The following is a 25884-nucleotide window of genomic DNA, read 5'->3' as shown; positions in this document are numbered from 1 at the left end:
CCTACCCTTACTCTGCCGCAGCCTGGAAGTTGTTGCGGGCCAATGCCGAGCACTCCGCCATAACAGCGGAGGCGCGCGCTATCGGGTTCGTCAAATAGAAGTCTTTGATCGGCGACGCAAACGCGGATTTGCCCATCTTCCCGGCTTTCTTCGACAAAGCGACAATTCTGGCACTGTCAGCCACGGCGATCTCGTCGATCTCAGCGAAATGCGGGAATGCAGCGTAGAGTTTCGACCGCAGCTGGCTCAGCGAATCAAATGGCAGCTTCTTTCCGAGGACGTCGGAGAGAGCCCGGAGGATCGCCCAATCCTCGCGCGCATCGCCCGGTGCGAAGCCGGCGCGGTTGCCCATCTGGACACGGCCCTCGGTATTGACCCAGATACCCGACTTCTCGGTATAGGTCGCGCCGGGCAGGATGACGTCGGCGGTGTGGGCACCCTGGTCGCCATGCGACCCGATGTAGACCGTGAACTTTGCGGTCTTGCCGGAGAAATCCATCTCGTCGGCGCCGAGCAGGAACAGAACATCCATCGCCGTCAGCATGGCGGCCGCGTTGACGCCCTTCTCACCCGGCACAAAGCCGAGATCGAGGCCACCGACGCGGGAGGCAACCGTGTGCAGAACGGCAAGCCCGTTCCAGCCCTCGGTGACTGCACCAACTCCGACGGCAAGCTTAGCGACGTTGGCAACGATGTCAGCCGCATCTTCACGGATGAACGCGCCGGATCCGACGATGATCATCGGGCGTTCGGCATTCTTCAGGATCTCTGCAAAAGCGTGGCCGCCGTTGACGACATCCAGCAGCGTATCCGGACCTGCACCGAGATAATCGTACTTGTAACGCATCTCGCCGCCTTCACCGATCACGCCGATCGGGAACTTGCCACGACGCCAGCGCTTGCGGATACGCGCGTTTAGGACAGCGGCCTCGTACCGCGGATTGGCGCCGACGATGAGCAGCGCGTCTGCCGCCTCGATGCCCTCGATGGTCGGATTGAAGACATAGCTTGCGCGACCGAGCGACGGATCGAATGCCGCCCCATCCTGGCGACAGTCGAGGTTTTCAGACCCGAGCGCCTTCATGAGTTCGGAAAGGGCGTACATTTCCTCGACCGAGGCGAGATCGCCGGCGATTGCGCCGATCTTGTCGCCCGACGTGGAGGCGACTGCCGACTTGATCGCGGCAAAGGCTTCTGCCCAGGTAGCGACCTGCAGGCGACCGTCGCGACGGACATAGGGCTTGTCGAGACGCTGCGTCTTCAGGCCGTCCCAGATGTACCGGCTCTTGTCAGAGATCCATTCCTCGTTGATAGCATCGTTGGTGCGCGGCAGGATGCGCATCACTTCGCGACCACGGGTATCGACGCGGATGGCGGAACCGAGCGCGTCCATGACGTCGATCGATTCGGTCTTGTTGAGTTCCCAAGGACGGGCCGTGAAGGCGAATGGCTTTGATGTCAGCGCGCCGACCGGGCAGAGGTCCACGACATTGCCCTGCAGCTCGGAGGTCATTGCCTGCTCGAGATAGGTGGTGATTTCTGCATCCTCGCCACGGCCGATCAGGCCGAGCTCGGAGATGCCGCCGACTTCGGTGGTGAAGCGGACACAGCGCGTGCAGTGGATGCAACGGTTCATCACGGTCTTGACCAGCGGGCCGATGTACTTGTCCTCGACGGCACGCTTGTCTTCGCGGTAGCGCGACGAGTCTATGCCGAAGGCCATCGCCTGGTCCTGCAGGTCGCATTCGCCACCCTGGTCGCAGATCGGGCAATCTAGCGGATGGTTGATGAGCAGGAATTCCATCACGCCCTCGCGGGCCTTCTTGACCATAGGCGTGTTGGTGAAGATTTCCGGCAGCTCGCCGTTCGGGCCGCCTCTGATATCGCGCACGCCCATGGCGCAGGAAGCCTGCGGCTTCGGCGGTCCGCCCTTGACCTCGATCAGGCACATGCGGCAGTTGCCGGCAACCGACAGGCGTTCATGGAAACAGAAGCGCGGAACTTCGGCGCCGGCTTCCTCGCACGCCTGGATGAGCGTGTAGTGATCCGGGACTTCGATCTCTTTGCCGTCAATCTTCAGTTTTGCCATCGTCCACTCAGTCCTGTTTCGCATTTGCCGCCGGACCCGGCTGCAACAAATTCATGACCGCAACAGCCTCGCCGTCAAACGGCCGAGAAGCCGCGCGCGATGCAATTGCCTAGCATTCCGCCTACAGAGACCACCACCTGGTCGCCCCCTGCCCCCCAAGCACCCGAATCAACGGAGACGATCCGCAACACGGCTGCTTCCTTCATTCTACCGACAGTTGCCCGGGTCAACCGCGTATCTGTCGCCATCTCGTCGGGTCACCGCTTTCGCTGCCCCGCCACAGTCGGAGAGCGGCGCCTCTTCGTGCGTCGCCATTGCCGTTATTCCTATTCCGCCGCCTCGAGTACGGCGCCGTGGTCCAGCGCGTTGGCACTGTATTGGTCGATACGCTTTTCGATCTCGGGACGAAAATGCCGGATCAGGCCCTGCACGGGCCATGATGCCGCGTCGCCAAGTGCGCAGATCGTGTGGCCTTCGATCTGCTTGGTGACCTGCAGAAGCATGTCGATCTCGCGCTTCTGGGCATTGCCCTTCGCCATGCGCTCGAGCACCCGCCACATCCAGCCGGTACCTTCGCGGCACGGCGTGCACTGGCCGCAGCTCTCGTGCTTGAAGAAGGCCGAGATGCGGGCAATCGCCCTGATGACGTCGGTGGACTTGTCCATGACGATGGAGGCGCCGGTACCGAAGGACGAACCCGCCGCCCGCATGCCGTCGAAATCCATGATGCCGTCGATCATGTCCTTGGCAGGAACGATCGGGCAGGATGCGCCGCCGGGAATGACCGCCAGCAGATTGTCCCAGCCGCCGCGGATGCCACCGGCATGCTTTTCTACGAGCTCGCGGAAGGTGATCCCCATGCTTTCTTCGACGGTGACCGGCTTATTGACGTGACCGGACAGCATGAACAGCTTGGTGCCGACGTTGTTCGGGCGGCCTATGCCGGAGAACCATGCAGCGCCACGGCGCAAGATGGTCGGCGCAACGGCGATCGACTCGACGTTGTTGACCGTCGTCGGGCAGCCGTAAAGGCCCATATTGGCCGGGAACGGCGGCTTCAGGCGCGGCTGGCCCTTCTTGCCCTCGAGGCTTTCGAGCAGCGCGGTTTCCTCGCCGCAGATGTAGGCGCCGGCACCGTGATGGACGATGATGTCGATGTCGTAGCCGAGCTTGTTGTTCTTGCCGAGCAGGCCGGCATCATAGCATTCGTCGATCGCCGCCTGAAGCGCCTCGCGCTCGCGGATGTATTCGCCGCGAACGTAGATGTAGGCGTGGTTGGCGCCCATGGCGAAGGACGCGATGACGCAGCCCTCGATCAGCGTGTGCGGATCGTGGCGCAGGATGTCGCGGTCCTTGCAGGTGCCCGGCTCCGATTCGTCGGCGTTGACGACGAGGTAGTGCGGGCGGCCGTCGTTTTCCTTCGGCATGAACGACCATTTAAGCCCGGTCGGGAAGCCGGCGCCGCCACGACCGCGCAGGCCAGAGGCTTTCATCTCGTTGATGATCCAGTCGCGACCCTTTTCGAGGATCTGTTTGGTGCCGTCCCAGTGGCCACGGCTCATGGCGCCCTTCAGCGACTTGTCGCGAAGGCCGTAGATGTTTGTGAAGATGCGATCCTGATCGTTCAGCATGTGCTTATTCCGCCGGTTCGTCGATTATTTCGAGACGTGTTTCGATGCGTGACAGTCGCATGTTCATACGTCCAACAGATCTATACAGATTGGCAACGTCGCCGCGAGCAGCGTTTGCGTTTAGCGTATGGACTGGAAGCCGACCACGGATCGACGCGACGCATTCATCCGCTTCGGCGTTTCCGAAAACCATGTCGGCCAGAAAAGGCTTCATGCTCATCTGGAGACGATCATTCGTGACGTTGGCCATTCCTGTCATCATCACTGCGGCTTCTTGGGCGTCGGCGCTGCAGGCGCTTCAGCCGGCTCTGTCGCGCCGGCCTTGGCCGGACCGGACGCAGTGTTGTCCGCTTTTGCCGGCTGTGCGTTCGGAGTACCCGCTGGCGCTGCCGACTTGCCATCGGCCGGGCTCTTCAGCGCAGCGTTGGTCTCGGCATCCGTGCTTTTCGGCTTGGCTGCCTCAGACGGCGGCGTTGTCGCGCCTTCAGCGGCAGGGGCAGCAGGCTCCGGCGGCTTGTCCTCTGCCTTGGTGTAGGGCTGGTATTCGCCGAGAAGAGCCGTCGGGCCACCTTCCGGGGACGAGAACCAGCGGTCGATCTGCGGACCCGGCTTGATCTCGGCGCCCTTGCCGGCCTCGAAAGTATCGATGATCTCGCCAAGCCGTTCCGGTGTCAGGTCTTCGTAGGTATCGCGCCCGATCATCACCATCGGTGCATTGACGCAGGCCCCGAGACATTCGACCTCTTCCCAGGACAACGTGCCCTCGGCATTGCGGGCGAAGGTGTGCTCGTGGATCTTGCTCTTGCAGACATCCATCAGCTTCTGCGAGCCGCGCAGCATGCAAGGGGTCGTGCCGCATACCTGCACATGGGCGCGGGTGCCGACCGGTTGCAGCTGGAACTGGGTGTAGAAGGTGGCGATTTCCAGGACGCGGATATAGGCCATGCCGAGGATATCTGCGACCTTTTCGATCGCAGCCTTGGACACCCAGCCTTCCTGATCCTGCGCGCGCATCAACACCGGGATCACCGCCGATTGCTGGCGACCTTCCGGATATTTCTGGATAGTCCGGTCCACCCATGCGGAATTCTCGTCGCTGAACGCGAAGCCGGCAGGCTGGAACTGATTTTCTGCTAGTCGACGAACGGACATACTTTCACGCCTTATCTCAGTTTATGGAACCACACCGCGCGCCCGTCAGGGACTGGAACTCGCAGGCATAGGCCGACTGGTCTTTCTGCATAAATACGATGAACTTGCCGCCATTCGGCACGGCGGCCTTGATATCATAACCCTTGTTCAGAAGCTCTGCCATGGTCTGCTCGCCAGAGGCTGCACCCGACCCGGTGCTGTCGCCGGTAATCGGCTTGCCCACCACCTGCCCCATCGAGCCAAGCTTGGTCGTCGTCTGCTGCGCAGAGGCAACCGACGCAAACATCAAAGCGGCAATGACGAGGGGAAGACGCTGCATCAGCGATCGACCTCGCCGAAGACGATGTCGAGCGAGCCGAGAACTGCGGTGACGTCGGCCAGCTGGTGCCCACGGCAGAGGAAATCCATTGCCTGCAAGTGAACGAAGCCAGGCGCACGGATCTTGCAGCGGTATGGCTTGTTCGATCCATCGGCCACCAGGTAGACGCCGAACTCGCCCTTCGGTGCTTCGACGGCCGCATAAACTTCGCCGGCCGGCACGTGGTAGCCCTCTGTGTAGAGCTTGAAATGGTGGATGAGGCCTTCCATCGAACGCTTCATATCGCCGCGCTTCGGCGGCACGACCTTGCCGTCCAGCGACGACACGGGCCCGGTCTTTGCAACACCGAGAAGACGGTCGACGCACTGCTTCATGATCCGCACCGACTGGCGCATCTCTTCCATGCGGATCAGGTAGCGGTCGAAACAGTCGCCGTTCTTGCCGATGGCGATGTCGAATTCGAGATCGGAATAGCATTCGTACGGCTGCGAGCGACGCAGGTCCCACTTGGCACCGGAGCCACGGATCATGACGCCGGAAAAGCCCATGTTCCATGCGTCTTCCAGCTTCACGACGCCGATATCGACGTTGCGCTGCTTGAAAATTCGGTTGCCGGTGAGCAGGCCTTCGATGTCATCGAGGATCTTCAGGAAGGGATCGCACCACTTGCCGATGTCTTCGACGAGCTCCGGTGGAATGTCCTGATGGACGCCGCCCGGACGGAAATAGGCTGCGTGTAACCGAGCGCCGCAAGCGCGCTCGTAGAAGATCATCAGCTTTTCGCGCTCTTCGAAGCCCCAGACCGGCGGCGTCATGGCGCCCACGTCCATCGCCTGGGTCGTGACGTTCATGATGTGCGACAGGATGCGGCCGATTTCCGAATAGAGCACGCGAATCAACTGGCCACGAATAGGGATCTCGAGGCCAAGCAGCTTCTCGACGCCGAGCGCAAAGGCGTGCTCCTGGTTCATCGGCGCAACGTAGTCCAGCCGATCGAAATAGGGCACAGCCTGCAGATAGGTCTTGGTCTCGATCAATTTCTCGGTGCCACGATGCAGCAGGCCGATGTGCGGATCGACGCGCTCGACAATCTCCCCATCCAGCTCCAGCACCAGACGCAGCACGCCATGCGCAGACGGATGCTCCGGACCGAAGTTGATCGTGAAATTACGGACGTTGTGTTCAGTCATTGCTCGTCGCTCCGCTCCTGCAGGCATTAGCCATTAGGCAATAGGCAGTCGGTTCAGTCTTAGCCTTCATTTGCTCCGTACCTCCTGCAGGCGCCGCACGAGAGAGCGAAGCATTTTTCCGATTTCTTCACTTGTGGAAAGCGCCGTTTCAAGTTGATGCGCTTCAATCAATCCCACGCGTGAACACAAGATAAGATGCGTTTCCAATTCCTTCAGCGAACCCTGCGCGATCTTCAGATGATGAAGGTACGCGCCCGTCGTTTCTCGTCCGTAACCTTCGGCAATATTCGCCGCAACAGAGGCCGCGGAACGTCTTATCTGCGAAACGAGGCCGTAGATTTCGTCTTTGGGAAAAGTCTTGGTCAGGCTGTAGCAGTCAACTGCAATATCCATCGAGCGCTTCCACACTATCAGATCCTGATAAGAGTTAATCGCCGTCGCAGTCTCCCCTACTATTGCCTACTGCCTATTCCCCATAGCCTAATCTGCCGCCTACTGCTTCGCCTTCTCGTCACCCGGCAGCACCACGGGCGGCAGGACGTAGTCTGTGCCTTCCCAGGGGCTGAGGAAGTCGAAATTGCGGAATTCCTGTTTCAGTTCGACCGACTCGTAGACGACCCGCTTGGCCAGATCATCGTAGCGTACTTCGACGAAGCCCGTTGTCGGAAAATCCTTGCGCAGCGGATGACCCTCGAAACCGTAGTCGGTAAGGATACGGCGAAGGTCCGTGTGGCCGGAGAATGTGATCCCAAACAGGTCCCATGCCTCGCGCTCGAACCAGTCTGCACCGCGAAATACACCGCCGGCGGACGGAACGGCACGGTCTTCCGTCGTAACGAGCTTGATGCGGATGCGTAGGTTCTTCGTCGGCGACATAAGGTGATAAACCACGTCGAAACGCTCCGGCCTCTGTGGCCAGTCTACGCCGCAGATATCGGTGAGCGCGATGAACGCACATTTCGGATCGTCACGCAGGAATGTCAGGAGCGCGACGATGTTATCAACATCCGTTGTGAGCGTCAGTTCGCCAAACTTGATCTCCGACGAGGAAACCAGCGTGCCGCGCGCTTCGCCGATGTAGGCAGCAAGTTCGCTCAGGGCTTCAGTCATGATACTTTGTCCCTCGATCTAGCGTTCGATCGTGCCGGTGCGGCGGATCTTTTTCTGCAGCAGGAGCACGCCGTAGAGAAGCGCTTCTGCCGTAGGAGGACAGCCCGGGACGTAGATATCGACAGGCACGACGCGGTCGCAGCCGCGCACGACCGAGTAGGAATAGTGGTAGTAGCCGCCACCATTGGCGCAGGATCCCATCGAGATCACATAGCGCGGCTCGGGCATCTGGTCGTAGACCTTGCGGAGCGCCGGGGCCATCTTGTTGGTGAGAGTGCCCGCCACGATCATCACGTCGGACTGGCGCGGAGAGGCGCGCGGTGCAACACCGAAGCGCTCCATGTCGTAACGCGGACCGGAGACCTGCATCAGGCCTTCCACGGCGCAACAGGCGAGCCCGAACTGCATCCACATCAGCGAGCCGGTACGAGCCCAAGTGATGAGGTTGTCGGTGGTTGTCGTCAAGAAGCCCTTGTCGGCCAGCTCGTTGTTCACTTCGCCGAAAAACGGATCGTTGCTGCCGATGGGACGGCCGGTCGACGGATCGACAAGGCCCTTCGGCTGCGGCGCGATCAGCGTCGCGTTGCTATTGCCTACTCCCATTCCAAGGCTCCCTTTTTCCATTCATAGACGAATCCGATGGTCAGCACGCCGAGAAATACCATCATGGACCACAGCCCAAACCAGCCGATCGATGAGAACGACACTGCCCACGGAAACAGGAAGGCAACTTCCAGATCGAAGATGATGAAGAGAATCGATACCAGGTAGAAGCGGATGTCGAATTTCATGCGGGCATCGTCGAAGGCGTTGAAGCCGCATTCGAAAGCCGAAAGCTTTTCCGGATCCGGTGCCTTGAAGGCGACGGCGAAAGGCGTGACCAGCAGCGCAAGGCCGATGATCAGGGCAATTCCGATGAAGATTGCGATCGGAATATAGGCGCTCAGAAGTCCAGTCATGGTGTCCATCCCTGCCTGCGGGGGGAAGCGCCGGGGCGGCACCTCGGGGCGATTGCCCAGCAAGCGAAAGAGCATTGCAACACGCCGTGGTTAGCGCAGGCGACGCGCCGGTGCAAGAGCTTTGACGGGGGATTTGGACGCGCATCAGGACACGTCGGCTGCAAAGCTTAATACCTATGCGCGCAGACAGAGAAACCGACAGGGCAGCACAGGTCGGCAAGGTACCGAATTATGATTGAAAATAAAGACTTATCGGAAGCCGCAATGTCTTGAGTGACCAGACATCGGATCACGTAGCAGGAGAAACCGCACGGCTTCGATGCCACTATGCCGCACTTTCGAAGGTTTTCTGGGAGGGGTCATCAGCGTTGGCTAATGGCGCGAGTGACGGGGCTCGAACCCGCGACCTCCGGCGTGACAGGCCGGCACTCTAACCAACTGAGCTACACCCGCGCATATTATGTGGCCCTAAAGCCGTGGCCCCAAACAACCGGAAAGGCGATCTTCAGAAGATCTGCTTAACTTGAAATGGCGCGAGTGACGGGGCTCGAACCCGCGACCTCCGGCGTGACAGGCCGGCACTCTAACCAACTGAGCTACACCCGCAATTCATTTCAAGCATTCCGGACACTTGCGTATCCAACCGAGCGGCTCGCCGTTCGATGAGCGGCTAACTACGAGGTTCGCCTTTTGGTGTCAAGCAGCTTTGAAGACAATTCCATGACCGCCGGTGATTTGTTTTGGATGACCATCCGGGGCTTCCCGCAAAGCACGTTGGAGCCGCCGTTTGCAGCCAAAACCATCGAGCCCGAAGCAGCGTTGCCTTTGCCCTCGGCCGAAATCCGGAGCCGATTCGTGCTCGCCGCATTGGTTGGTTCGAATACAGCCCTCCCCGCAGGCTCGCGGCACCTCGTGTGCGGAGCCCTTGCTATGATCCATGCCCGGGATGCCGGCGTATGTCTTGCAACGGCGTGCCAACGGGTGACGCCGGCAATCACGGGAGAGAATAGATGCGTTTTGGACGAACCCTTATCGCCGCCGCCCTGCTGCAGCTGGTGGGCGTGGCCGGAGCATCCGCCGCCGATCTGCGGCTTGAACAGTACTTTGCGGGGCACACCGTGGCGACCGGGCATTTTGGCGCAATCAACGGCGTCAGCCGCGATTTCAAGGTCAAGCTTACGGGCACATCGTCGGGCAAGCATTTTTCCCTGCGCGAGGACTTTCGCTATGCGGACGGCGAGACCGACCGCAAGACCTGGCGCTTCACGCGCACCGGACCCAACACTTATCGCGGTACGCGAGAGGATGTGGTCGGCGACACCGAGGTGAAGATTACCGGCCAGACCGCGAGATTCACGTACCTGGTCAACCTCGAACCGAAGGGCAAACCCAACATCGTCCGGTTCCATGATTCGATGGTCGTCCAACCGGATGGCAGCATGATCAACAACGCCTGGGTAACGAAATATGGCTTCCCCGTTGCGCGCACGCATGTGGTCTTCACGCGCCCCTGAGCCTAAAGCCTGATGAGATCGAGCTCCTTGCCGATCTCGCGGGTGGCGATATCGACGACACTCATTTCATGGGTGAAGAGAATCGTCTGGAACCGATCAGCCGTACCGCAGAGAGCTTTGAGGCCCGATGCGGTGCGATCATCGTCGAACGTCTGGAAAATGTCGTCGACAATCAGCGGCGCTGGCTCGTTGCGCGCTGAATAGTCCTCGAGGAAGGCAAGCCGCAGAGCCAGGTACAGCTGGTCGCCGGTGCCTTCGCTGAGGCCGTCGAGCGGCACTTTCTCGCCACCCGTCCGCTCCGCCTGTAGCTGCAGCTCGTCCCTGTCGTCATACAGCTGCACCAGGCGCGAAAAACGGCCACCTGTCAGCACAGAGAACAACTCCCCTGCCCGGCGCATCACAGGATCTGCCTGCCGCTCTCGGTAGGTTTCCATGGATGACGCCAGCAGGCTCGATGCCAGCTTGAGGACGAGCCACTCGCGGGCGAGCGCCTTGGCCTCCGCTTCCGCCGCGTATTTCTGGAAGACCGCCAGTTCCGCGCCCGCACCGTTCTCGAGCAGCTGGCGTTGCCGCTGGTTTTCCGCGAGCCGCACGTTCAGGTCGGCAAACCGGCTGAGCTGAGTCTGGTCCCGGGCTGCGAGTTGCTCGATTTCGAGCTCCGCCACGACCCGGTCGAAACCCGATAGGCCGGCCCGGACATGTGCCTCATCCTGTCCGTTTGCCTGCAGTGCAAATCGCGCCCGGCTTTCAGCGAGCCGGCTTTGCAGGCGGCGGCGCTCCTCAAGCCGCGCCAGAAGCGCATCGAGGTCATGCTCAGCCGGCACCTGTATTGAAAGTGCGGCGAGTTCGGCCTCGACCTCCTCCAGATCCGACCGGCATCGTGCCAGCCGTAACCCGGCCTGCTGGCGGGCCTTTTCCAGAGCCGCGCGGCGCTGGTCGCCGGCATTGGCCGACACGGCCCGCTCGTGCAGCGCTTCTGCGGCGGCATCGGGCGCCAGCGGCTTCAGGTCCGGCGCGATGGCGTTCACGAGATCCCGTACGGCGTGCTCGAAGGCTGTCGTATCGCGCTGCATGCCACGGACGCGGCGGCGGCGGTTTTCCCGCTCCGTCAGCGTTTCCGGCAACGACTTCCATATCTCGATCGCCGCCTCCGCCATATCGACGGTGGTGCCTTCCGGTAGCCCTATCGCCAGCGCGGCGTTGGCAAAGGCTGCCTCGAATTTGGCGATGGAGACGTTGATATCCGACTGGCGCTGTTCGAGACCGGCGATGTTTTCCCGCGCCGCAGCGCGCTTGCCCTCGAGCGACCGGCTATCGGTCCAGCGCTCGGCTATCGTCTCGATGTGTCGCGACAGGCCACGAGCCAGCGCCGATGGCGCAAGGGAGGCGGTGGCGCTATATCCGGTCGCATCGGCGAGGTCTGCAAGCACCGGTCCGAGCCGCGCTTCCTTGCGTTTCAGTTCAGCCAGTTCATCCCTGATGTCGTTGAGGGTTTCACGCTGCCTGGAGAGAGCGTCGACGGCGCGGCGCCAGTCGATCATGCGGTCCGGCGACAACGGTTTGACACCGGCCGGCTCGAACAGCTGCCGGTACGTTTTACGCGCAGCCTCGAGCGCCTTGTCTTTTGTGAAGCTCTCGGACCGTGCGGCCTCCAGTTGCGGCTCGAGTTCGGCCTGCCGCAGACGTAGCTGCGTGTGGCGCGAGACGCGGTCGGCGTTGGCCAGCGCCAGGTCGGCCAACCTGTCGGCTTCGCGGATGGCTTGCGACACGACTTCTGCATTGTCCTTGGTAGATTTCGGTGCGGCAGCGAAGGATTGCCAAACCCCGTCTCTCAGGGTGCGCGCTTCGGCGATCTCTTCGCGGGTGACGATCGAGCCCTCGTGCTGCATACCGGCGATCTTTGCGACGATCTGGCTGGCTTCGTTCTCCAGCGCCGCCAGTCGGTTGGCAGCGTCCCGGCTATCGGCCTCGGCCTCTGCCAGCGTGTCGCCCTGCTTGGCAAGTGCGGCGATGTCCGGCAGGGGAACGGACAGCAGACGCTCGAGGTCGTCTATCGCAGGCGACATTCGGGCGGTGGCCGCCTCGAGGTCTCTCTCCAGACGCTCCACCTGAACGGCAACGGCATCCAGACGCGACAGTTCAGACAGATCGGGCTGCAGAACGGTCATCTGCTCCTGATAGGGCTTGGGGTCGATGAGCCTGCCGCTCGCCGCCGTCTCCTCAAGGCGCCGCAACTGGTCACGCGCCTCGGCCAGTCTCTGGCCGACATCCGAATGATCGCGATGGAGGGCGATGCCCGCGCTTGTGAGCCTGCGGATGCGCGCGAGTTCCGCGTCGCTGGGCTGAACGCGCTCGACCTCGGCCACATCGCTAAGGCCAAGCCTGCGGGCGAACTGCACCAGACGGGCGTCGAATTCATCGATCTCGCCCGACACGCGCTGCATGTCCTTGGTCTTGGAACGATAATCGGCTGTCTCGGCGTAGCGGGCCATGATCGCCGGCGCCGCTGCCCGTATCGCCTCATCTACAGGGGTGGCGCTGATGTCGTCGGCAATGCGGTCCATCTCGGCATCGGCAACGCGGATCGCAGCCTCTACCGCCTGACGACGCGCCAGTGCTTGCGCCAGCTCCGTTGCAAAAGCCTGCGGCAGCGGGGCAAGGTCGACGAACTCGGCTAGCCGATCCTGCTCCGCATCGATTTCTGCCAGCACCGGCTCCAGCGTTTTCAGCATCGTCAGGCGGTCCAGGGTGTGCCTGGTCTCCTGTCGCTCCGCCTGAAGCGCGGCCAGCTGTGCCTCGATATCGGCAGCATCGGCCAAAAGCCGTTTCCAGTCGCCGGATTTCAGCTCGCTGTCCCGCTCGGCGCGCTTGGCCTCGTCATGGCGCTCGAGCACTTGGTAGAACGATCGATCCTTGGATTTTCGCGGCCCGAAGATGAGATCGGCCTCATTCTCCAGCGACTGCTTCAGCTGCGTCAGGCCGAGCAGACCGGAGGCCGCCGAAAACAGCAGGCTGCCGATCTCGCCGCCACCTTTCAGCATCGCGGCAGCACCACGGCGCAGACGATCGGAATTCAGCCCGAAGGCACGCTCGAAAACATCACGGTTGAGACTCCCGATAAAGGCTGCAAGCGCATCCTCCGGCAACGCGGTTTCCGCGGCGTCTGCCGACAGCAGCGTGTTCTTGCGGCCACGACGGCGGCGGAAGGCAAGGCTCTGGCCACCTTGGCTGACAATTTCGGCGCCGACCCGCAATGTGTTGGCCTCGTGCAGGAAACTGTATTCGGCAGCCGTCGGGAAACCGAACATCAGATCGGAAATCGCAGCCAGAGCCGACGACTTTCCGGCCTCGTTGGGCCCGTAGATGATGTGCAGCCGCGCGTCCGGCCGGAATGTCAGGGTGCGGTCTGTGAGCGCACCGTAGCGCAGGATTTCCAGGCTCTTGAAACGCATCGGCTAGACCGCCCCTCCGGACCGGGCAACCAGCAGGTCGCGGGCTTCGGCCAGCAGCGATTGCAGATCGACGTCCAGCGGCTGTTCCTGGGCGCCGAGACCGCCCGGCAGCTTGGCGACGATTTCCGATAGACGGGCCTCAGCCTCCGAGATCACGGCCGGCGGCAAGTCTGACGCCGGCGGGATCAAGGCGTCCAGGTCCAGCCCGGCAGTCGCGCTGGCGGTGACAGCGCGACCTGCCGGATCCTCAAGCCTGATCTCAAGCTTCTCCAACCAGATGTCGGCGTGCGCACGATGGCAGGCTGCCTGTACTTCGTCGTGAAAATCCTGGCGGCGGGCAATGATCGCCTTGCGGACGTGGCTTTCGCCAGAAAGCCGGATGCGCAGGGCCAGGATGCGTTCCTCCATAGCCTCGACCAGCGGCTCGACTGCCTGCTGGATACGACGCAGGATCGCCGGTTGATCGTCATCGACATCGACGAGGACGGCGAGTTCGCCGAAGCGCGCCTCATCGACGATGATCCGGGTGTGGGTGGCGATACCATCCTCGACACTCACCAGCAGCGCGCCCTTTGGGCCGCATTCGCGGATGCTTCGCCCCTGCAGGTTGCCGGGAAACATGATCGCCGGGTTTTCAGCCAGCAACTCATATTCGTGAACATGGCCGAGCGCCCAGTAGTCGTAGCCGCGCGAGCGCAGGTCGTCGAGCGAACAAGGGGCATAGTTGGCATGCGGCTCGCGGCCGGTCAGCGAGGTGTGCAGCACGCCGATGTTGAACCAGCCGGGGACCGCGGCCGGATAACCGAGCGCCAGGTTGTCGGTTGCCGAGCGGTCGGCGAAGCCCTGCCCGTGCAGCGCGACTTTCAAGGCCTCCAGCTTGAAAGTGCCGGGTTTTCCGGTCGGGAACTGGTGGACGTTGTCGGGCAGCGTGATCGTCCGGGTGATGACGCTTTCGGCGTCGTGGTTGCCTTTCAGCAGATAGACGGGGATTCCAGCCCGCTCCAGCCGCGCCATCTCGCGGTTGAAGAACAACCCGATCTTGTTGTCCTTCCAGTCGCCGTCATAGACGTCACCGGCGATGACGAAGAAATCCACCCTGCGCTCGACCGCACGATCGACCAGCGTCGAGAAGGCCTTACGGCTGGCATCGACGAACACAGCTGCAATGTCGGCATCCTTCAGTGCCAGCCCCTGGAAGGGACTGCCAAGATGGAGGTCGGCGGCGTGGATGAAGGTGAATGCGGACATGCGCTCCAGACAGCAAAGGCGTCGAGCGCCTTTTTTAAGCGTCTTCGGCAGCGAATGCTATGGCGACGGGTCGCTCGTCCCGGGGTTATCCAGCATTAACGGCTTGCCGCCAGCACGCTGCCTATGCCGGGATTTCGACCGTGAACGAAAAGCGTGCGGTTGCCGCAGGAGCGAGGATCTCGGAGTATGGCCTGTCGGCCAGTTCCTTCGAGCCATCGATCTTCGCTGCCGTGCCATGCCAGGGTTCGACGCACAGAAACGGGGCACCGGGTTTGGACCACAGCGCGAGGTTCGGGAGATTTTCGAACGCGAAACGAAGATGTGGCCCGCCTTCCGCGCCATAGGTGAGCCCCTGCCCTGCGCCCTCCGGAAAGATCATCGCATCCGCATCGAACATTGCATGTTCGAGCTGCAGGTGGCCGGCCTTGAACGGCGATGGAAGGGTGCCGGGCTTCACGAGACCGCCCTGGAGCCTCACCAGCGGCGGTTCGGCGCCGTTATCGAGGGTGACACCGTGTGGCTTTCCTTCGCATCCCGGCAGCGGCCAGACGAAGGCCGAGTGGAAGCCGAGGCCGAACGGCATCGGCGTGTTGCCGAGATTGCTGACTTCGGCAGCAACCGTCACCGCCCGCCCCGCGATCCGATGCTCGACGGCGAGCCGGAATTCAAAGGGGTAGACCGCTCGCGTTTCTGCCGAGGCTGCAAGTTCGTGCCGGCTCATGGTCGCGGTCGATGCTGCGAGGACAAACTCGCTGCGCCGGGCAAAGCCGTGCTGCCCCATGGGATAGGTCTTGCCATCGATCGTCAGCTGGTCGTCAGGAGCCCTGCCGACGATCGGAAACAGGATCGGCGAGCGGCCGGTCCAGAACGCGGCATCGCCATTCCAGAGATAGGAACGCCCATCGGCTGATGTCAGCGCCTGCATTTCAGCGCCGAGAGACGAAATGTCGACTGTGAGGAATTCGTTGGAGAGGCGAATGGGCGTCGGCATGGCGGATCCTCATGACTTCGAGTCGAGATGGAGCTTACCGGGGCGGCCTCGGGATTTCCAGCGAGGAGACGAATTTACCGGCGCCGACCACGACGTTGGTTGCCGCGCTGCAGCCCGCCTCTATCTGCGTCCCGGTCGTACACGAGGTGCGCTTGCTGCAAACCGAGCCGCCTGCTACGCCGACACCCACCCCACTGGAGGAGGAATACCATGAGATATCACGCATTCGGCCGCACACCATTCATCGTCAGCGACGTCGGTTTCGGCGCCTGGCAGATCGGCGGCGCCTGGGGCGACGTCAGCGAGGCCGATGGGCGGGCCGCATTGAACGCAGCGCTCGATGCCGGCATGACCTTCATCGATACTGCTGACGTCTATGGCGACGGCCGCTCGGAAAAAATCATCGCCGAAGTGCTGAAGACGCGTAGCGGCGAGCGGCCGATGGTCGCTACCAAGGCCGGCCGGCGGCTCGATCCGCATGTTGCGGACGGCTACACCAAGGCCAACATCGAGGCCTTTGTCGACCGGAGCTTGAACAACCTTGGCGTCGACAGCCTCGATCTGGTGCAACTGCATTGCCCGCCGACGGAAGTCCTATATCGGCCTGAGGTCTTCGAGGCCCTCGGCGCCATGCAGACGGCGGGCAAGATCAAGGGATATGGCGTCAGCGTCGAAAAGGTCGAAGAAGCCCTGAAGGCGATCGAATTCCCGGGCGTCGTCAGCATCCAGATCATCTACAATATTTTCCGCCAGCGGCCGTCCGACCTGTTTTTCGCAGAGGCACGACGCAAGAATGTTGCCGTCATCGCCCGCGTGCCGCTGGCAAGCGGCCTGCTCTCCGGCAAGATCAACTCCGCCACCGCATTCGCTGACGACGACCACCGCAAGTTCAACCGCAACGGCGAGGCCTTCGATGTCGGCGAGACCTTTGCCGGCGTGCCGTTCGAAGTCGGGCTGCAGGCTGTCGAGGAGGTCCGCAAGCTGGTGCCGGAGGGAACGACCATGGCGGCCTTCGCGCTGCGCTGGATCCTCATGAGCGACGCCGTGACGGTGGTCATTCCGGGCGCTAGAAACGGCGAGCAGGCGAAGGCAAATGCCGCCGCAGCCGATCTGGCGCCGCTATCGGCCGACGTCATGGCGGCCACGCGCGACGTCTACGACAGGCTCGTCGCACCGCACGTGCATCAGCGCTGGTAAACGAAAAAGGGTCCGGCAAAAACCGGACCCTCTTTACAAGCGCCGCCAGCATGGATCGCCATGATCCGGCCGGCAAAGCGAAATCAGCTGTTAACGGATTCCTTCAGGCCCTTGCCGGGCGTGAACTTCGGCACGTTGCGAGCCGGAATGTCGACTTCAGCGCCGGTCGACGGGTTACGACCCTTGGACGCTGCACGGTGAGAAACGGTGAAGCTACCGAAACCGGCGAGACGAACGTCGCCACCGCTCTTCAGTGCGCCCTGCACAACCTCAAAAACAGCGTCAACAGCGGATGCTGCATCAGCCTTGGTGATGCCGGCTTTCTCGGACACAGCAGACACGAGTTCATTCTTGTTCATGTTTCCAACCCTTTCTTCGGTATGAAACGACTCAATCGTTTAAGCCGGGCGCAGAATACGTAAGCTCTGGCCCGTCGCAACCCAAAAGCCCTGCAAAGCAAGGAAAAGCAAGCATTCCTGCGTTGTTTTCACAGAAAAGGCCGGCGATTAAGCCGGCCTTTTTGGTGAATTATGTCAATTCGGCACAAGTATGGCAAAAGCCAACATCAATGCGCAATCGCATTGCCGAAGTCATCGACGCCTTCGACGGTCGCAATTAGCGGCGTTTCGATCGATCCATCCCACTCGATAGCCACAGGCTGGCGGATCAGCGCATGCTTGATCACCTCGCCCATGCGCGACACCGGAATGATCTCCATGCCGTTCTTGACGTTGTCCGGGATCTCCGCCAGGTCCTTGGCGTTTTCTTCCGGGATAAGCACCGTCTTGATACCGCCGCGAAGGGCAGCGAGCAGCTTTTCCTTCAGGCCGCCAATCGGCAGAACGCGACCGCGCAGCGTGATCTCACCGGTCATGGCCACATCCTTGTTGACGGGGATGCCGGTCATGATCGACACGATGGCGGTGGCCATAGCGACGCCTGCAGACGGACCGTCCTTCGGCGTTGCCGCTTCCGGAACGTGGACGTGGATGTCCGACTTGTCGAAGCGCGGCGGCTCGATACCGAAATCGACGGCTCGCGAACGGACGTAGGACGCCGCTGCCGAGATCGATTCCTTCATCACTTCCTTCAGATTGCCGGTGACCGTCATGCGGCCCTTGCCTGGCATCATCACGCCTTCAATCGTCAGCAACTCGCCACCGACTTCCGTCCATGCCAGACCGGTCACAACGCCGACCTGATCCTCGCGCTCGGCTTCGCCATGGCGGAAGCGGGGAACGCCCAGATACTGGTCGATATTGTCTGCGGTCACGGCAACAGAGGTTGCCTTGCCCTTGATGATCTCGGTGACCGCCTTGCGGGCGAGCTTCATCAATTCACGCTCGAAGCTGCGAACGCCGGCCTCGCGGGTGTACTGCTGGCTGATCGCCATCAGGGCATCGTCGCTGACCGAGAATTCGTGCGGCTGCAACGCATGTTCCTTGATAGCCTTCGGCAGCAGGTGCCGCTTGGCAATTTCCCGCTTTTCGTCCTCCGTGTAGCCGGCAATACGGATCACTTCCATGCGGTCCATCAAAGGCGCAGGGATGTTCAGCGTATTGGCCGTGGTGATGAACATCACGTCCGAAAGATCGTATTCGACTTCCAGATAGTGGTCCTGGAATGTGCCGTTCTGCGCCGGATCGAGCACCTCCAGCAGAGCCGAAGATGGATCGCCGCGGAAATCCTGGCCCATCTTGTCGATTTCATCGAGCAGGAAGAGCGGGTTGGACTTCTTGGCCTTCTTCATCGACTGGATGACCTTGCCGGGCATCGAGCCGATATAAGTGCGGCGGTGACCGCGGATCTCGGCCTCGTCGCGCACGCCGCCGAGTGCCATACGGACATACTCGCGGCCGGTCGCCTTGGCGATCGACTGGGCAAGCGATGTCTTGCCGACGCCGGGAGGACCGACGAGGCAGAGGATCGGTCCCTTCAGCTTGGAGGAACGGGCCTGCACGGCGAGATACTCGACGATGCGCTCCTTGACCTTGTCGAGACCGAAGTGGTCGTCCTCGAGGATTTTCTCGGCAGCAGCGAGATCGGTCTTGACCTTGGACTTCTTGTTCCACGGAATGCCGAGCAGCCAGTCGAGATAGTTGCGCACGACGGTGGCTTCCGCCGACATCGGGCTCATCTGCCGCAGCTTCTTCAGCTCGGCATCGGCCTTCTCCTTGCCTTCCTTGGAAAGCTTGGTCTTGTTGATGCGCTCTTCCAGCTCGGCCATCTCGTCGCGGCCTTCCTCGCCGTCGCCGAGTTCCTTCTGGATCGCCTTCATCTGTTCGTTCAGATAGTACTCGCGCTGGGTCTTCTCCATCTGGCGCTTGACGCGCGAGCGGATACGCTTTTCGACCTGCAGGACCGAAATCTCGCCTTCCATGAAGCCGAGCGCCTTTTCCAGGCGGCCCTTGACGCTGGTGGTTTCCAGCATCTCCTGCTTTTCGGTGATCTTGATCGAAAGGTGCGAAGCGACGGTGTCGGCCAGCTTCGAGTAATCCTCGATCTGACTAGCAGCGCCAACGACTTCCGGCGAGATCTTCTTGTTGAGCTTTACGTAGCTTTCGAACTCGGAAACGACCGAGCGGCTCAGCGCTTCAAGCTCTACCTGATCTTCGACCGGCTCTTCGAGAGCGTGGCCCATGGCCTCGTAGAAGTCTTCGCGATTGGTGTAGTTATCGATCTCGGCGCGCGAGCGGCCTTCGACGAGAACCTTGACGGTTCCGTCTGGCAACTTCAGCAACTGCAGCACGTTGGCGATCGTACCGATCTTATGAATGGCTTCCGGCGCGGGGTCGTCGTCGCTGGCGTTGATCTGGGTGACGAGCATGATCTGCTTGTCGGAACCCATGACTTCTTCCAGAGCGCGGATCGACTTTTCGCGACCGACGAACAGCGGCACGATCATGTGCGGGAAGACCACGATATCGCGCAACGGAAGTACCGGATAAGCGGTGCTCTCGTGTGCAGCAGACGTTTTCTTCGACATTTCAATTCCTTTCCATCGTCCCGTTTCCGGGATAAGCGCCGGCAGTATTCAGTGCGCCGGCCTCTCTCACTTGATGTAGAAGTGGAGTTTCACCTTGGCAATTTCAAGCCATGCCGCCTGCCGGCCGTGGCAGATGTGACAGGCTTATTACAACGATCAACGCAAAACAAATCGGGCTCGTCCGGCGCCTCGCCTCCCTGCCATGTCCACCGGTACGGAACGGAATGGCTGATGCGAGAACGCTCGAAGAATCACGCCATCATGGCCGCCGGTGATCTCAAGTGCAACGACTACGCCGGATCAGTGACCACCATATTCGAAAGTCTAACAGCAAACTGCATGGTATTTCAAACAGAAAGGAGCCCGTCACCGACGAGCCCCTTAAGATTGCTGCACTATTGCGTCAGACATCAGGCCGACACATTGGCCTTCTCATCGGGACGATCAGCATAGATGTACAACGGCCGGGCGGAGCCGCGCACGACTTCGTCTGAAATCACAACTTCGCGAACACCTTCGAGTGCCGGCAGATCGAACATCGTGTCGAGAAGGATCTTCTCCATGATCGACCGCAGGCCACGAGCGCCGGTCTTTCGCGTGATTGCCCGGCGGGCGATTTCGCGAAGAGCGTCCTCGTGGAAGTTGAGTTCCACGTCTTCCATCTCGAACAGCCGCTGATACTGCTTCACCAGCGCGTTCTTGGGCTCGGACAGGATCTGGATCAGCGCATCGGCGTCCAGGTCTTCCAACGTCGCCAAGACAGGCAGGCGGCCGATGAATTCCGGGATCAGGCCGAACTTGACCAGGTCTTCCGGCTCGAGTTCGCGGAGCACTTCACCGACGCGGCGATCGTCCTGCGACTTGACCGAAGCGCCGAAGCCGATAGAGGTCTTCTCGCCACGCGCAGAGATGATCTTGTCGAGACCGGCAAACGCACCGCCGCAGATGAACAGGATATTGGTCGTGTCGACCTGCAAGAACTCCTGCTGGGGATGCTTGCGACCGCCCTGGGGAGGCACGGAAGCGACAGTGCCTTCCATGATCTTCAGCAGTGCCTGCTGCACGCCCTCGCCCGATACATCGCGGGTGATCGACGGGTTGTCGGACTTGCGCGAGATCTTGTCGACTTCGTCGATATACACGATGCCGCGCTGGGCGCGCTCGACGTTGTAGTCGGCAGCCTGCAGAAGCTTCAGGATGATGTTCTCGACGTCTTCACCGACATAGCCGGCTTCCGTCAGCGTCGTGGCATCAGCCATGGTGAAGGGCACGTCGATGATCCGGGCGAGCGTCTGGGCAAGGTAAGTCTTGCCGCAACCCGTCGGGCCAACGAGCAGGATGTTCGACTTTGCCAATTCGATGTCGCCATTCTTCGAAGAATGCGCCAGCCGCTTGTAGTGGTTGTGGACGGCGACAGAGAGGATCTTCTTTGCCTGGCGCTGGCCAATCACGTATTCGTCGAGGACCTTTATGATGTCCTGGGGCGTGGGAACGCCGTCGCGGGACTTGACCATCGAGGATTTGTTTTCCTCGCGGATGATGTCCATGCACAACTCGACGCATTCATCGCAGATGAAGACCGTCGGTCCGGCGATAAGCTTCCGGACTTCGTGCTGGCTCTTGCCGCAGAAAGAACAATACAGGGTGTTCTTGGAGTCACCGCCGTTGCTGCCGCTGACTTTGCTCATATCACTTTCCTTCCAGCACGCCGCATTTCCAAATCGAAATGGCGGTCCACTCTCTGCGCTCGCCTGCGCCACTCCATGGACTGGAGCTTAGCCGGTTCAGGCGCTCCTAGGGGTACTGAACGTGGTCCGCACACTGCACGGGCCACGGCGGCAACGAATTCCCCGTCGAATCCGAACGCTATGTCATAAAATCAAAACATAGCGTTAAAGCCTACTATTAGCTTCTTCTACCGCAGTTGAAACCCCCTCGTTGATCACAAATGGGATAGAACTGTGGCTTAGAAGACACCGCCCCGCGAATAATCACGCTTCGGCGTCTGATTCCATTTCGGCGCGCGACGTCAGGACTTTGTCGACCAGACCCCAGTCCTTTGCCTCTTCGGCGGTCATGAAGTGGTCGCGATCGAGTGTCTGCTCGACTTCCTCATAGGTGCGGCCGCAATGCTTTTCATAGATCTCGTTCAGGCGGCGCTTCATCTTGATGATGTCGCGGGCGTGGCGCTCGATGTCCGATGCCTGCCCTTGGAAACCGCCGGAGGGCTGGTGAACCATGATGCGGGAATTCGGCGTGGTGAAGCGCATGTCCTTATGCCCTGCCGCCAGCAGCAGCGAGCCCATCGATGCCGCCTGACCGATGCACAGGGTCGATACGGCCGGCTTGATGAACTGCATGGTGTCATAGATTGCCATGCCGGCAGTCACGACGCCGCCCGGAGAATTGATATAGATCGCAATCTCCTTCTTCGGGTTCTCAGCCTCGAGGAACAACAGCTGCGCGCAGACAAGCGTCGCCATATGATCTTCGACCTGACCCGTCATGAAGATGATGCGCTCTTTCAGAAGGCGCGAATAAATGTCGTAGGACCGTTCGCCCCGATTGGTCTGCTCCACAACCATGGGGACCAGAGCCATTGCGGTATCGACTGGATTTCTCATGTGCGTCCTCTGTCAAACTTGCACCCGGCGGCGAAATACCGGGAATCGAATAAAATCGTCACCCCTACATAGAGTGTCACCGCCCTGTACTTCAAGACGCGCCAGAGGATAACGTCAAGAAGCGGATGCGAATGAAGTTCAGGCTGCAGTTACGGCTGTTTGTCACAGATGGCTATTAAGGCGGCGTTACGCCAGAGGCCGCCCACAGCTTTTCGACGTGGCAGAGTGAAGAAACGATGAATGTTCGATCCCAGGCCTCCGTATTGACGCAACCGTGCCGCGATTCCACGACCGATGGGCGTAATTTGCGGTCCGCGTTAACCGGCTGGCCAGTTTCTTGCGGCATGGTACTGCGCGAGATGGAGTTGCGCAGCCTGTGTTCAATATCACGACGGGATTGACGATCTGGTGTTCGGAAGCGACGACGCTTGCCGTAGTCTTGTTTTTCGCCTGGCGCAGCGACCGCAGATCGTCCTTCTACCTGCTCTGGTCCATCGGCTTCGCCCTGCGCGCAGTCGGCTACGCGCTGATCAGCCTGCAGGGCGTGATGCCCAATGTTCTCACAATCGATCTCGGCAACGTACTCACCTTCCTCGGCCAGAGCGCCTGGATCGCCGGCTTCAGCCTGTTCGACAAGCGCCGGCCGGAATGGACCGCGTTGCTGCCGCCGGCCATATGGCTGATCGGCATCAGTCTTCCCTGGGTGCATGACGATCTCGCCAACCGCGTTGTCCTTTTCCTGCTGGCAAGCGCTGCCAGCGCAACTCTCCTTGCCGCGGCCGTCCGTCCGGCGACCAGCCGCCCCGAGGCGGCCCGCATGCCGCTGGCTTTCGTGCTGATGACGCTCGCCTCCCTGTGCTTCGTCATTGCACTCTCGGCAGTCGTTTTCCGGCCCTCGCCAGAGACGGCCGTCACCTACCGCACAGTTACGGTAGTGGTGAACGCATTGCTGATCACGATCGCTGTCGCGCTGACCGGCCATGTGCTGGTCCAGCGGTCGCAGCGACGCTGGCGCGCATTGTCGCTGAACGATTCGCTGACCTCGGCCTTCAACCGGCGCGGGCTGCTGGAATTCTTCGGGCTGCTCCGACGCGAGACGACGTCGCCGTCTCGGCGGATTGCCGCCCTGCTGTTCGATCTCGATCACTTCAAGAGCATCAACGACCGCTATGGCCACCAAACCGGCGACCAGGTGCTGTGCGAATTCGTCACCATCACTCGAAAGTGCCTTCCGCGCGGCGGCGCCCTCGGTCGCATGGGCGGCGAGGAATTCATGGCTTTCATCACCGTGACAGACCAGACGGAGGCCGAAGCGGTGGCGGAAACGATCCGCAGCGAATTTTGCAGGGTGCCTTTGCAGATCGAGGGAGCTGCCGTCAATGCCAGCGTCAGCGTCGGCGTGGCACTCGCGACTGCCGAGGCCGCAGACTGGGACAAGCTCACCGGGGCTGCGGACCGGGCGCTTTACGCCGCCAAGCGAGCGGGACGCAATTGCACCGTGGTCTTCAGCGAGGCTGCCACCGAAAGCGCAATTAGCGCGTCCAGCGAACAGGAAGCCGGCGAACTGGTGCCTACGGTCGACGACCAGATCCAGGCGCTGCAACGGATCGGCACACTGGCGCGAAACTAGGATAAAGGGGCGCCGACGCGCTTCCCGTGCACGCCGGTTTGGGCTAATGCCAGTATCATGATGATCCCTCCCATGCTCCGTATCGATCCTGCTACCCGCCACGTTTCTCTCGATGGCAAAGATCCCGCATTCTATAGCAATCCGAACGCCGTCTATGCGGCGCTGCACGAGCAGTGTCCGACCTTCTATTGGGAGGAGCAGAAGCTCTGGACGGTCACTGGCTACGATCACGTGAACGCTCTTTTGCGGGATCGTCGCTTCGGCCGCCAGATCCTGCACGTCGCGAGCCGTGCCGAGATCGGTCTCGCCGAACCGCTGCCCCATCTGCGCAACTTCGACGCCGCCGAGCTGCATTCGCTGCTGGAGATAGAGCCCCCGGAGCACACGCGACTGCGGACGCTGATCAATCGGGCCTTCGTGTCGCGCCACGTCGAGAAGATGAAGCCGGAAATTGCAGAACTGGCAAACGGGCTGATAGACAATTTTGCGGGAAACGGCGAAGTAGAGCTGCTCACGGCCTTTGCCGACATCATTCCGGTGACGATGATCGCCCGGATGATCGGCATTCCCGACGAGATGGGGCCGCAGCTGCTGAAATGGTCGCATGCCTATGTGCGCATGTACATGTTTGGCAGGACGCGTGCAGACGAAGATGCCGCAGACACGGCCGCAAAGGAATTTGCCGACTATGTCAGATCGGTGATCCGGGAGCGGCGCGCCGAGCCCCGCGACGACCTGCTGAGCCACATGATCACCACGGAGCACAAGGGCCAGTATCTCACCGACGAGGAACTGGTGTCGACGACGATTGTGCTCCTCAACGCCGGCCACGAGGCAACCGTCCATCAGATCGGCAATTCGGTTCGTGTGATCCTCGAATGCGGGCTGCCCCCGGAGACGCTGTTTGCCGACGAAGCCGCGACCGAGCGCACCGTCGAGGAAACACTCAGACTCTGCGCGCCGGTGCACATCTTCCAGCGCTGGGCACTGGAGACTGCCGAAATCGATGGCGTCACCTTCCAGCGCGGCGACAAGGTGGCGATTATCCTTGCTGCCGCCAACCTTGACCCGAAAAAGTTCTCCGACCCGCTGACATTCAAGCCCGACCGCCGCGAAGCGCCCAACCTCTCCTTCGGCGCCGGTATCCATTTTTGCATCGGTGCACCGCTTGCCCGCCTCGAGCTCAATATCGCACTGCCGATCCTGTTCGAGCGGCTGCCGGGATTGCGGCTGGCAAAGACGCCGGTGGTCAAGGACGTCTACCATTTCCATGGGCTGGAGCGGCTGGATTTGCGCTGGTGAGCGGGATTTTAGCTATCAGCTAATGTTTATTTTCGGCTGCGAAGATCCTGCCCGAGAGATCGTCCACTTTTACAGAAACATCGGCGATCTTTCCCTCGATACGCACCAGGGAGTTCTCCAAGACAGAGTGGACGTGCGTTATCGCGCCGCCTACCTCCATTTTGATCATCAACTCGAGATCGTCGCGTAGCTCCATGTAACGCCTATCGCTGCGGTTCAGATAATCGTATGTTTGAACGCATAGTGTCCGGATGTCGGCCACCTCTCTGCGAAGACCGCGCATCTCATCGTTGTTCTTCTGAACGAGTTTGGCGATCAACCCCAGGTCGATATTGTCTTCTACCATTACCATGATCCCACTTTACATAGATGATAACGCAGCACGACTGAAATGCAACCTGCAGCATTTTCGAGGGCGAGTGCACAGTGGTCGACGACTGGCTGCAAAATCCAAACAAAAATGGCGCCCCTTGCGGAGCGCCATCTGCAA

The 25884-nt window shown here is 61.0% G+C and carries 21 protein-coding genes, 2 tRNA genes and 1 pseudogene; 4 read left to right on the top strand and 20 right to left on the bottom strand.

Annotated features, from left to right (window positions below):
* Positions 1–7: 7 nt before the first annotated feature.
* The 12 genes and pseudogenes from nuoG to J5274_RS10890 all read right to left on the bottom strand — a co-directional run bounded on the left by nuoG (position 8) and on the right by J5274_RS10890 (position 9056).
* Complete coding sequence (gene nuoG / locus J5274_RS10945) at positions 8–2089, bottom strand: NADH-quinone oxidoreductase subunit NuoG (protein ID WP_142829050.1); 2082 nt, start codon at positions 2087–2089, stop codon at positions 8–10.
* Positions 2090–2415: 326 nt separating this feature from the next.
* Entirely contained in the window at positions 2416–3720 is a 1305-nt protein-coding gene (nuoF, locus tag J5274_RS10940; RefSeq protein ID WP_142829051.1) for an NADH-quinone oxidoreductase subunit NuoF, read from the bottom strand.
* 4 nt (positions 3721–3724) lie between these two features.
* Positions 3725–3970: a hypothetical protein gene (locus J5274_RS10935; protein WP_142829052.1), complete on the bottom strand. Its 246-nt coding sequence runs from the start codon at positions 3968–3970 to the stop codon at positions 3725–3727.
* A gap of 35 nt (positions 3971–4005) precedes the next feature.
* A pseudogene (gene nuoE / locus J5274_RS10930) lies at positions 4006–4872 on the bottom strand (NADH-quinone oxidoreductase subunit NuoE); the annotation flags it as partial.
* Between the two features lie 16 nt (positions 4873–4888).
* A complete protein-coding gene (locus J5274_RS10925; RefSeq protein ID WP_142829054.1) occupies positions 4889–5191 on the bottom strand; it encodes a hypothetical protein in 303 nt (100 codons plus the stop codon).
* Positions 5191–6381, bottom strand: coding sequence for an NADH-quinone oxidoreductase subunit D (locus J5274_RS10920; RefSeq protein ID WP_142829055.1), 1191 nt, complete (start codon positions 6379–6381; stop codon positions 5191–5193). The genes J5274_RS10925 and J5274_RS10920 overlap by 1 nt, the downstream gene beginning before the upstream one ends.
* A 66-nt stretch (positions 6382–6447) precedes the next feature.
* Positions 6448–6837, bottom strand: a complete 390-nt coding sequence (locus J5274_RS10915; protein ID WP_224128272.1) for a four helix bundle protein — start codon at positions 6835–6837, stop codon at positions 6448–6450.
* Between the two features lie 36 nt (positions 6838–6873).
* Complete coding sequence (locus tag J5274_RS10910; protein ID WP_143123307.1) at positions 6874–7491, bottom strand: NADH-quinone oxidoreductase subunit C; 618 nt, start codon at positions 7489–7491, stop codon at positions 6874–6876.
* Positions 7492–7509: 18 nt separating this feature from the next.
* A complete protein-coding gene (locus J5274_RS10905) occupies positions 7510–8094 on the bottom strand; it encodes an NADH-quinone oxidoreductase subunit B family protein (protein ID WP_142829058.1) in 585 nt (194 codons plus the stop codon).
* Entirely contained in the window at positions 8085–8450 is a 366-nt protein-coding gene (locus J5274_RS10900) for an NADH-quinone oxidoreductase subunit A (protein WP_111220802.1), read from the bottom strand. The genes J5274_RS10905 and J5274_RS10900 overlap by 10 nt, the downstream gene beginning before the upstream one ends.
* A 376-nt stretch (positions 8451–8826) precedes the next feature.
* Positions 8827–8903, bottom strand: a tRNA-Asp gene (locus J5274_RS10895).
* A gap of 76 nt (positions 8904–8979) precedes the next feature.
* Positions 8980–9056: transfer RNA gene (locus tag J5274_RS10890), tRNA-Asp, on the bottom strand.
* Positions 9057–9460: 404 nt separating this feature from the next.
* Between J5274_RS10890 and J5274_RS10885 the strand changes: the two genes are divergently transcribed.
* Positions 9461–9964, top strand: coding sequence for a DUF3833 family protein (locus J5274_RS10885; protein WP_142829486.1), 504 nt, complete (start codon positions 9461–9463; stop codon positions 9962–9964).
* 2 nt (positions 9965–9966) lie between these two features.
* On the opposite strand, the gene J5274_RS10880 is transcribed toward J5274_RS10885, so the two are convergent.
* The 3 genes from J5274_RS10880 to J5274_RS10870 all read right to left on the bottom strand — a co-directional run bounded on the left by J5274_RS10880 (position 9967) and on the right by J5274_RS10870 (position 15655).
* A complete protein-coding gene (locus J5274_RS10880) occupies positions 9967–13416 on the bottom strand; it encodes a YhaN family protein (RefSeq protein WP_142829488.1) in 3450 nt (1149 codons plus the stop codon).
* A 3-nt stretch (positions 13417–13419) separates the two neighbouring features.
* Positions 13420–14664: a DNA repair exonuclease gene (locus J5274_RS10875; RefSeq protein ID WP_142829490.1), complete on the bottom strand. Its 1245-nt coding sequence runs from the start codon at positions 14662–14664 to the stop codon at positions 13420–13422.
* A 121-nt stretch (positions 14665–14785) separates the two neighbouring features.
* On the bottom strand, positions 14786–15655 hold the full coding sequence (locus J5274_RS10870) for an aldose 1-epimerase family protein (protein WP_142829492.1): 870 nt from the start codon (positions 15653–15655) through the stop codon (positions 14786–14788).
* A gap of 210 nt (positions 15656–15865) precedes the next feature.
* Here J5274_RS10870 and J5274_RS10865 point away from each other — a divergent pair, with 210 nt between their 5' ends.
* Positions 15866–16852 (top strand): aldo/keto reductase, encoded by a 987-nt coding sequence (locus tag J5274_RS10865; RefSeq protein WP_142829494.1) that lies wholly within the window; start codon positions 15866–15868, stop codon positions 16850–16852.
* Positions 16853–16935: 83 nt separating this feature from the next.
* Here J5274_RS10865 and J5274_RS10860 read toward each other — a convergent pair whose 3' ends face one another.
* The 4 genes from J5274_RS10860 to clpP form a co-directional block, all read right to left on the bottom strand.
* Positions 16936–17211: an HU family DNA-binding protein gene (locus J5274_RS10860; protein WP_111220564.1), complete on the bottom strand. Its 276-nt coding sequence runs from the start codon at positions 17209–17211 to the stop codon at positions 16936–16938.
* Positions 17212–17417: 206 nt separating this feature from the next.
* Entirely contained in the window at positions 17418–19838 is a 2421-nt protein-coding gene (gene lon, locus J5274_RS10855; protein ID WP_142829496.1) for an endopeptidase La, read from the bottom strand.
* 410 nt (positions 19839–20248) lie between these two features.
* On the bottom strand, positions 20249–21526 hold the full coding sequence (clpX, locus tag J5274_RS10850) for an ATP-dependent Clp protease ATP-binding subunit ClpX (RefSeq protein ID WP_111220562.1): 1278 nt from the start codon (positions 21524–21526) through the stop codon (positions 20249–20251).
* 303 nt (positions 21527–21829) lie between these two features.
* Complete coding sequence (clpP, locus tag J5274_RS10845) at positions 21830–22462, bottom strand: ATP-dependent Clp endopeptidase proteolytic subunit ClpP (protein WP_111220561.1); 633 nt, start codon at positions 22460–22462, stop codon at positions 21830–21832.
* A gap of 376 nt (positions 22463–22838) precedes the next feature.
* On the opposite strand from clpP, the gene J5274_RS10840 reads away from it, so the two are divergent.
* On the top strand, positions 22839–24092 hold the full coding sequence (locus J5274_RS10840) for a GGDEF domain-containing protein (RefSeq protein WP_219274587.1): 1254 nt from the start codon (positions 22839–22841) through the stop codon (positions 24090–24092).
* A 57-nt stretch (positions 24093–24149) separates the two neighbouring features.
* A complete protein-coding gene (locus tag J5274_RS10835) occupies positions 24150–25394 on the top strand; it encodes a cytochrome P450 (protein ID WP_219274586.1) in 1245 nt (414 codons plus the stop codon).
* Positions 25395–25413: 19 nt separating this feature from the next.
* On the opposite strand, the gene J5274_RS10830 is transcribed toward J5274_RS10835, so the two are convergent.
* Positions 25414–25740 carry a hypothetical protein gene (locus J5274_RS10830; protein WP_142829502.1) on the bottom strand — a complete coding sequence of 109 codons (327 nt, stop codon included), beginning with the start codon at positions 25738–25740 and terminating at the stop codon, positions 25414–25416.
* Positions 25741–25884 lie beyond the last annotated feature (144 nt).

The organism is Rhizobium sp. L51/94 (assembly GCF_019355555.1).
Classification (GTDB): Bacteria; Pseudomonadota; Alphaproteobacteria; order Rhizobiales; family Rhizobiaceae; genus Rhizobium; species Rhizobium rhododendri.
Note: the sequence above shows the minus strand (reverse complement) of the source record. Positions and strands in the feature narration are given on the sequence as shown.

What these genes read in the sequence shown, in the direction of transcription:
- J5274_RS10935 (WP_142829052.1), bottom strand. Translation starts at nt 3,970, where the DNA reads ATGGCCAACGTCACGAATGATCGTCTCCAGATGAGCATGAAGCCTTTT.
- nuoF (WP_142829051.1), bottom strand. Translation starts at nt 3,720, where the DNA reads ATGCTGAACGATCAGGATCGCATCTTCACAAACATCTACGGCCTTCGC.
- nuoG (WP_142829050.1), bottom strand. Translation starts at nt 2,089, where the DNA reads ATGGCAAAACTGAAGATTGACGGCAAAGAGATCGAAGTCCCGGATCAC.
- J5274_RS10870 (WP_142829492.1), bottom strand. Translation starts at nt 15,655, where the DNA reads ATGCCGACGCCCATTCGCCTCTCCAACGAATTCCTCACAGTCGACATT.
- J5274_RS10860 (WP_111220564.1), bottom strand. Translation starts at nt 17,211, where the DNA reads ATGAACAAGAATGAACTCGTGTCTGCTGTGTCCGAGAAAGCCGGCATC.
- J5274_RS10900 (WP_111220802.1), bottom strand. Translation starts at nt 8,450, where the DNA reads ATGACTGGACTTCTGAGCGCCTATATTCCGATCGCAATCTTCATCGGA.
- clpP (WP_111220561.1), bottom strand. Translation starts at nt 22,462, where the DNA reads ATGAGAAATCCAGTCGATACCGCAATGGCTCTGGTCCCCATGGTTGTG.
- J5274_RS10875 (WP_142829490.1), bottom strand. Translation starts at nt 14,664, where the DNA reads ATGTCCGCATTCACCTTCATCCACGCCGCCGACCTCCATCTTGGCAGT.
- lon (WP_142829496.1), bottom strand. Translation starts at nt 19,838, where the DNA reads ATGTCGAAGAAAACGTCTGCTGCACACGAGAGCACCGCTTATCCGGTA.
- clpX (WP_111220562.1), bottom strand. Translation starts at nt 21,526, where the DNA reads ATGAGCAAAGTCAGCGGCAGCAACGGCGGTGACTCCAAGAACACCCTG.
- J5274_RS10865 (WP_142829494.1), top strand. Translation starts at nt 15,866, where the DNA reads ATGAGATATCACGCATTCGGCCGCACACCATTCATCGTCAGCGACGTC.
- J5274_RS10835 (WP_219274586.1), top strand. Translation starts at nt 24,150, where the DNA reads ATGATGATCCCTCCCATGCTCCGTATCGATCCTGCTACCCGCCACGTT.
- J5274_RS10920 (WP_142829055.1), bottom strand. Translation starts at nt 6,381, where the DNA reads ATGACTGAACACAACGTCCGTAATTTCACGATCAACTTCGGTCCGGAG.
- J5274_RS10905 (WP_142829058.1), bottom strand. Translation starts at nt 8,094, where the DNA reads ATGGGAGTAGGCAATAGCAACGCGACGCTGATCGCGCCGCAGCCGAAG.
- J5274_RS10910 (WP_143123307.1), bottom strand. Translation starts at nt 7,491, where the DNA reads ATGACTGAAGCCCTGAGCGAACTTGCTGCCTACATCGGCGAAGCGCGC.
- J5274_RS10880 (WP_142829488.1), bottom strand. Translation starts at nt 13,416, where the DNA reads ATGCGTTTCAAGAGCCTGGAAATCCTGCGCTACGGTGCGCTCACAGAC.
- J5274_RS10885 (WP_142829486.1), top strand. Translation starts at nt 9,461, where the DNA reads ATGCGTTTTGGACGAACCCTTATCGCCGCCGCCCTGCTGCAGCTGGTG.
- J5274_RS10925 (WP_142829054.1), bottom strand. Translation starts at nt 5,191, where the DNA reads ATGCAGCGTCTTCCCCTCGTCATTGCCGCTTTGATGTTTGCGTCGGTT.
- J5274_RS10830 (WP_142829502.1), bottom strand. Translation starts at nt 25,740, where the DNA reads ATGGTAGAAGACAATATCGACCTGGGGTTGATCGCCAAACTCGTTCAG.